General features: G+C 72.3%; 5 protein-coding genes. 4 read left to right on the top strand and 1 reads right to left on the bottom strand.

What is annotated here, in order from left to right:
• The first annotated feature begins 348 nt into the window (after positions 1-348).
• From HYE82_RS02785 to HYE82_RS02795, 3 genes are all read left to right on the top strand, one after another.
• Positions 349-1,266, top strand: coding sequence for a terpene synthase family protein (locus HYE82_RS02785; protein ID WP_309144181.1), 918 nt, complete (start codon positions 349-351; stop codon positions 1,264-1,266).
• A gap of 15 nt (positions 1,267-1,281) precedes the next feature.
• Complete coding sequence (locus tag HYE82_RS02790; protein ID WP_179172281.1) at positions 1,282-2,637, top strand: cytochrome P450; 1,356 nt, start codon at positions 1,282-1,284, stop codon at positions 2,635-2,637.
• A gap of 245 nt (positions 2,638-2,882) precedes the next feature.
• Entirely contained in the window at positions 2,883-5,777 is a 2,895-nt protein-coding gene (locus HYE82_RS02795; protein WP_179172282.1) for an AAA family ATPase, read from the top strand.
• 59 nt (positions 5,778-5,836) lie between these two features.
• Here the strand turns inward: HYE82_RS02795 and HYE82_RS37585 are convergent, their stop codons facing one another.
• Entirely contained in the window at positions 5,837-6,103 is a 267-nt protein-coding gene (locus HYE82_RS37585) for a hypothetical protein (RefSeq protein ID WP_256986869.1), read from the bottom strand.
• 290 nt (positions 6,104-6,393) lie between these two features.
• Between HYE82_RS37585 and HYE82_RS02805 the strand changes: the two genes are divergently transcribed.
• Positions 6,394-7,137: a carbonic anhydrase gene (locus tag HYE82_RS02805; RefSeq protein ID WP_179172283.1), complete on the top strand. Its 744-nt coding sequence runs from the start codon at positions 6,394-6,396 to the stop codon at positions 7,135-7,137.
• The last annotated feature ends 81 nt before the right edge of the window (positions 7,138-7,218 follow it).

Below are 7,218 nucleotides of genomic sequence, written 5' to 3' on the forward strand. Positions count from 1 at the left end.
GGACCAATTCATACTGTTCGATCGTCTGACATTGACAGCGCCGTCCCTCCTGGGGGTTAATTGCCCTTCAGATGGCCGGAACCGTTCGACATATGATCGATTCTTCCCCACAAACATCACACATCCCCATGAAAGTTTCGCAGTAAATGGGGAACGCTCCAGGTCGCAGTGCTCATGTTTCACAGTGACCGAGCACCGACGGACGAGACTTCTTCATGGGGGGACCAAATGGCCAGGCTCACAGATTTCACCGTCCCGGATTTCCATCTGCCTTTCGGGAACGCGAAGCACCCGCACGCAGCGCGCGCCAATGCGGAAGCGACGGCCTGGACGGTGGGGCACGAACTGGTGACCGATGCCGTGGACCAGTTCGCGGGGATCGGATTCGGCCACCTCGCGGGCCGGGTCAGCGGCGAGGTGGCGTACGAGACGGTCGTCCTCCTCGCCGAGTGGATGGCCTGGTCCTTCGTCCTGGACGACCAGCACGACCACCTCATCAGGAACGGCGAGCTCGCCGCATGGCGGCCCGTCGCGGGCGCCATCGGCGACTACCTGCGCACGGGCCGGATCAACAGCGCGGCGGCGGAGGGAAACCCGCTCGTGCGCGGCTTCACCGAGCTGTGCGACCGGATCCTCGCCGGACTGTCCGAACCGGCCACGGCCCGCTTCCAGGCCCATTTCCGGCTCGTGCTGCGCTCGTTGGACCAGGAGGCGTGCAACCGGCGGGCCGGCGTCCGCCCGACGGTCGAGGACCACGTCCTCCTGCGCCGGCACAGCTCCCAACTGCTGCCCATGATGGACATGGTGGAGGCGGGGCTGGGCATCGACGTGCCGCAGCACGTCCACGACCTGCCCGAGTTCCGGGCGGTGGTCGCGAGCACCCTGGACATCATCGGTTGGGAGAACGACATGTTCTCGCTGCCGAAGGAGCACTCCTGCGGGGACACCAACAACCTCGTCACCCTCGTCGCCACCCGGGACCGGTGCTCGCTCGCCGACGCGCTGCGGACGGTGGAGGGCGACATCCACGCCCGCATAGAGGAATACCTGGACTGCAAGGGGCGCCTGTTCCGGCTCCTGGACGCCGGCGACGGAACCGACCCGGCCCTGCGCGAGGCGGTCTCCCGATGCGTACGCAGTTATGAAGACTGGATGATCGGTGCGGATCTGTGGCAGCGTTACGAGTGCACGCGGTACAGCGACGAAAGGTTCGCGGCCGGGCTGGAGTCCGCGTACACCCGCCCGGACCTGGTATCGGTGGCATGACGAGGGGGTCCGCCCGTGGCACGCGTGGAACAAGGGGGCCCCGCGGCCGGTGCCCTCGTGGCGCCGGGGCGATTACCGCTCCTCGGTCACGCCCTGCCCCTGTGGCGGGAGCCGATCGCCTTCCTGACGTCGCTGCGGAACCACGGCGAGGTCGTACGGATCGACATCGGCACCTGGCCGGTCCACGTCCTGACCACCCCTGAGCACGTCCACTCCGTACTGGTCCGGCAGGCACAGCGGTTCGGCCGCGGGCGGATCTTCGACCGGCTCCGCCCCGTGTTCGGCAACGGGATCGTGACGACCGACGGCGACTTCCACCGCACCCAGCGGCGGATGATCCAGCCGGCGTTCCACCGGAACCACATCACCGGGTACGCCGAGGCGATGTGCCGGCAGGCCGAGGCGATGTCCTCGTCGTGGACGGCCGGGCACGAGGTCTCGATCGTCACCGAGACCCGCCGCTACGCGATGTCCTCGGTCGCCGAGATGGTCTTCTCGGGGGAGCTGAGCCGCCCCGCCGTCGCCGAGGTGCACCGCTCCCTGCCGGTCGTCCTGGAGGGCATGCTGCTGCGCGCGGTCATGCCCAAGTCCCTGGACCGGCTGCCGATTCCGCTCAACCGGCGCTTCGACACGGCCGCGGAGCGCCTGCGCGGGATCATCGACGAGGTGATCGGGCAGTACCGGGGCCGGGACGCGGAGGGCCGCCACGACCTGCTCTCGATGCTGCTGTCGAGCACGGACCCGGAGACGGGCCGGACGATGGATCCCGAGCAGGTGCGGGACGAGGTGATCGCCATCATGCTCGCCGGTACGGAGACCTCCGCAACCACCCTGGCCTGGATGTTCCACGAGATCGGCCGCCACCCGGAGGTCGCGGAGCGCCTGCACGCCGAGGTGGACGCGGTGGTGGGCACGCGTCCCGTCCGCCCCTCGGACCTCGGCGGGCTGACGTACACGCACCACGTCTTCCAGGAGGCACTGCGGCTGCACTCGCCGCTGCTGTTCACCCGGCGCGCCCTGGTCCCGATCACCCTCGGCGGCGTGTCCGTCCCGGCAGGGGCCGAGCTGGCCTACAGCCCGTACGCCCTGCACCGGGACCCGTCGCTGTTCCGCGACCCGGAGGTCTTCGATCCGGACCGCTGGCGGCGGGACGAGGGGGAACGACCGCGCGCCCACCGGTACATCCCGTTCGGTGCGGGCCAGCACAAGTGCATCGGGGACTCGTTCGCGGTGGCGGAGATACTCGCCGCGGTGGCGAGCGTGGCCACCCGGTGGCACCTGGAGCCCGCCCCGGGGGTCGCCGTACGGGAGGTTCCGGCAGGGATCCCGCAGCCGAGCGAACTGCCCATGATTCCGGTCGCCCGCCGCTGACCCCGTGCGACCCTCTCGACCCGACCGCGCCGGGACCACCGGCGCGGTCCGGTCGTCCGCGTTCTCCTGGCGGTCGCTTCCCGCCATTTCTCGATCAATCCACCGCGAGTAAGCACGCGGAGGGTACAGCATTGCACTCGCACGGGTGGCGGGATACGGAGAATGCAACGTGATTCGGCAACGTCTCGTCCCCAGGGCCATACACTCGGCCGCACGCGCAGGAGGGGGCAGGAATGTCGTATGCCATGGAACCCAGAGGAGGGGCGCAGAAGCCCCTGCTGGAGCGGGAGTCCGAATTGCTGGCGATCCGACGCGCAGTGGATGATGTGCGCGGCGTATCCGACCAGGGTCCGGGCGGGGCCACCCGCCGTGGGGGTGTGCTGACCTTCGCGGGATCGGCCGGCATAGGCAAGACCACGCTGCTGGGCGAGGCCCGCCGGTACGCCGTGGAGCACGACTGCACCGTGCTGTTCGCACGCGGCGGCGAACAGGAGCGGCAGGTGCCGTTCCACGTGATGCGGCAGTTCATCCAGCCGGTGTTCGCGGCCATGGCCGAGGACGAGCGGCGGAAGGCGCTCGGCAACTGGCGCTCCATCGTCGCCCCGGCGCTCGGTCTGGCCGCGGCCCGGAAGGGCCCGACGGCGCCGGACCCGCAGGGTGTGCGCGACGGCCTGGACTGGATCGTCACCCAGCTGACGGTGCGCAGCGCGCCGGTCGTGCTCATCCTCGACGACGCGCACTGGGCGGACGCGGAGTCCCTGGCGTGGCTGACCACGTTCGCGTCCCGCGCCGAGGAACTGTCCATGCTGATCATGGTGGCCTGCCGTCCGGACGAGATCCCCACGGATGCCGGCGGCCTGAGCACCCTGATGGGTCGGCGCGGGACCCGGCCGCACGAACTGGCCCCCCTCACGACGGGCGCAGTGGCGCAGATCGTCCGGGACGCCCTCGGAGAGAACGCCGACGACGTGTTCTGCCGCGAGTGCTGGGCGATCACCGGCGGCAACCCCTTCGAGGTCGTCGAGTTGGCGATGAAGGGCCGCGACCGGGGGCTGAAGCCGCACCAGGACAACATCTCGCAGCTGCGGGATCTGGCCTCCGCCGTCAGGGGCAGCGGTCTCATCGAGCGCCTGGAGCAGCTCGGGACGTCGACCGTCCGGTTCGCCTGGGCCGCGGCGGTACTGGGCACCGCGATCCCGACCGGCATCGTCTGCCGTGTCGCGGCGCTCGGCGAGGCGCAGGCCGCCGATGCCATCGAGCAGTTGCGTGCCGCCCGCATCCTGACGGTCCTGACCAGCCTGCAGCGCAAGGAGGTCGTGGAGTTCTTCCACCCCCTCGTCGCCACCGCCGTCTACCGGTCGATCCCGCCCGGGGTGCGCGTCGCCATGCACGGCATGGCCGCGCAGGCCCTCATCGACGACGGGCACGGCACGACCGCCGCCGCCCGCCATCTGCTGGAGATGCACCCGGAGGGCGACCCGTGGGTGGTGCAGCAGCTGCGCCAGGCCGCGCGCGACAGCTTCTCCGCAGGTGCGCCCGACGCCGCGCGACGCTACCTGGCCCGGGCGCTGCGTGAACCGCCCGAGGCCGAGGACCGGGCCGAGGTGCTGTTCGAACTCGGTTCGGCGAACCTCCTGCACGACCCCGTGACGACCATCAACCAGCTCCGGACGGCGCTGGAGGAGCCGCAGATCGCCCAGGGCCTCCGGGAGTCGATCACGTACCGGCTCGCGCAGGCGCTGGCGCACACGGGCCGGCTGGCGGACGCCGCCGAGCTGCTGGCCGAGGAGGCCCGGCACGCCACGAGTTCCCGCACCCGGCTGCGCATGCAGGCCGAGCAGTTCAAGTGGAACGCGGTCCGGGTCGACGAGGAGAACTCGCCCGCCAGGTCACGGCTCCTCGCCCAGTTCGCCAAGCGGCTGGCCGGCCGCGGCCTGGCCGAGCGGCACATCCTGGGCATGCGCGCCTGGGACGCCGCCATGCGCGGCGAGCCCGTCGCGACCTCCCTCGAGTTCGCGGAGCAGGCGCTCGACGGCGGCATGAGCTGGACCGACCAGGACTTCGGCTTCGAGGTGCCCGCCGTCATCGCGGTCACCCTCATGTACTGCGACCAGCCGGGCCGCGCCGAGGAGCTGTTCAACGAGGGCATCCTCGACTTCGAGTCGAAGGGGTGGCGCGGCGCGCACCTGTCGTTCGTGTACACGCTCCTCGGCTACGTCCGGTACCGGCGCGGTCGGCTCGCCGAGGCCGAGGACTTCGTCCGCAACGGCCTGGAGATCGCCAACCGCATCGGGCACGACATCCCGGCGCAGTGGTACGCCATCGGCACCCTCATCGAGACGCTGCTGGCCCGCGGCCACCTCGCCCAGGCCGAGAAGGTCGCCCGCACCTACCGGCTGGCGGAAGGGTTCCCGCGCGCCATCGTCTATCCCGACCCGCAGGCGGTGTGGGGCCGGCTCCTGCTGGCCCAGGGCCGGATCGAGGAGGCCGAGCAGCAGCTGGCCGCCGCGGGCCGGCGCCTCGACCTGCGCGGCACACGGAACCCGTCGTGGAGTCCTTGGCAGCTCGACCTGGCCCTCGCCCAGGCGACGTACAACCCGGAGCTGGCGCGGGCCACGGCGGCCGAGGCCGTGGCCCGGGCCCGCGCGTTCGGCGCGTCCAGTGTGATCGGCCAGGCGCTGCGCGTCGCGGCGGCGACCACGGACCCGGTGCAGGCGACGGTCCTGCTGCAGGATGCGGTCTCCCACCTGGAACAGTCCCCGGCCGCGTACGAGTTCGCGCACGCGCTCATCGACCACGGCACGGCGCTGCAGACCATCGGCGATCCGCACCGGGCGGCCGAGCAGTTGTACCGGGGCATGGAGAGCGCCGTGGCCTGCGGTGCGGACGCCCTCGCCGACCGGGCCCGCACCCAGCTCGCGTCGGCCGGTCTGCGTCCGCGCCGGCTGCACTCCTCCGAGAAGGACACGCTGACGGTCGCGGAGCACGCGGCGGCCCGGCACGCCGCCCTCGGCCTCGACAACGCGGCCATTGCCAAGGAGCTGCGCATCGAGGCTCCCGCGGTCTCGGAGCTGCTGTCTGCGGTCTTCACCAAGCTGGGCACCAACCGGGTCGGGCTCCGCCGGGCGCTCGGCGTGTGACGGCCGCCCGGCAACACCCCCGAACGCTCCCGCCCGGGTCCCTCTTCCGGGCGGGAGCGTTACGGTGCACGGAAGGGGAGGACGCCTCCGTACGGCGCGGGCGGAGCAGGCGGCGCCGGCACGTGGTGGGTCGGGTGGTCATCGTCACCCCCCGGTGCCTTGGCGGCGATCTCGGGGAGGGTCCAGCCGGCCTGGCCGGCGCCCCACAGGCCGATCCGTCGCCCGTCGACGTCGGGCCGCTGCCCGGCCCGGGCGATGGCGTCCGCGGCCTCGGCGGCCCGGTCGTCCATGGTCTGGTCGAGCCAGTCACCGGGTGCGCCGCCCACGCCCGGCTTGTTCCAGGACCGCGAGGTGTACCCGGCGCGGGCGAAGGACTCGCAGAGCGGTTGGCAGAAGGTGTCGTGGGTGGCGTCGACGGGCCCGTCCCGGGGGCGGCTGCGGCTGTTCCGCCTCTACGAGGGCGTGGCAACCACGGCCGCCGAGCCCGGCGGCTGACCCCGGCTGCGGCCGGCCGGGCAGCGCCCCGGGTGGCCGACACGATCGGCCGCATGTCGCCCGAGGGAGGACCGCCGTGGCAGCCTGTCCGCCGGGTCCGCGGCGGCTACCTTCGGCGCACATGAGTGTCGACGACAACGGCGGCAAGCCGCCCACGGTCACACGGCGCGGGCTGGTACGGGCCGGGCTGGGCGGCGCCGCCCTCCTGGGGACCGGGCTGCTCTGCTTCGCTTCGACTGCATCGGGCAGGCGCCCCGGGCCCGGCGCGGGCGGACCCCGGCCCGACGGGCCCGAGCCCGCGTGGCGGGAACTCGCGGCGGGGAACCTGCGCTGGCGCACCCTCCACGAGCAGCACCCCGACGAGAGCCGCACCGTACGGCGGGTCCTGATGGACGGGCAACACCCGTTCGCCGTGGTCCTGGGCTGCGTCGACTCCCGGGTGCCGCCCGAGCTGGTGTTCGACCAGGGGCTGGGCGATCTGCTGACGGTGCGATCGGCGGGCCAGGTCCTGGACGAGGCCGTCCTGGGCAGCATCGCGTACGGCGTACTGGAACTGGACATTCCGCTGGTCGTCGTCCTCGGCCACCAGGGGTGCGGGGCGGTCGCGGCCGCGGTGGACGCGGACGCCACCCACGCCCCGCTGCCGGTCCACATCCGCTACCTCGCCGACCGGATCCGCCCCGCGGTGGATCCGCGCCTGCCCAGGCACGCCCGGGCGGACGCGGCCGTCACCGCGAACGTGCGCCGGGTACGGGCGAGTCTGGCCGCCGAACCGGACCTCGTGGGCCGGGTCGCGTCGGGCCGCCTGGCCGTGGTCGGGGCCCGGTACGAGCTCGGCAGCCAGCAGGTGACCCGCCTCGGGTGAAGGGCAGTCGGGGAGTGACACGGGAGCAGCACTCCACGCTGTACGGCGTGAGGACGGAAACCTCCCCCGACCCCCGACCCC

It is taken from the genome of Streptomyces sp. BR123, assembly GCF_013401435.1.
Classification (GTDB): Bacteria; Actinomycetota; Actinomycetes; order Streptomycetales; family Streptomycetaceae; genus Streptomyces.

Excerpts from the sequence above, each read along its gene's own strand:
- HYE82_RS02795 (WP_179172282.1), top strand. The coding sequence starts at position 2,883 with ATGGAACCCAGAGGAGGGGCGCAGAAGCCCCTGCTGGAGCGGGAGTCC.
- HYE82_RS02805 (WP_179172283.1), top strand. The coding sequence starts at position 6,394 with ATGAGTGTCGACGACAACGGCGGCAAGCCGCCCACGGTCACACGGCGC.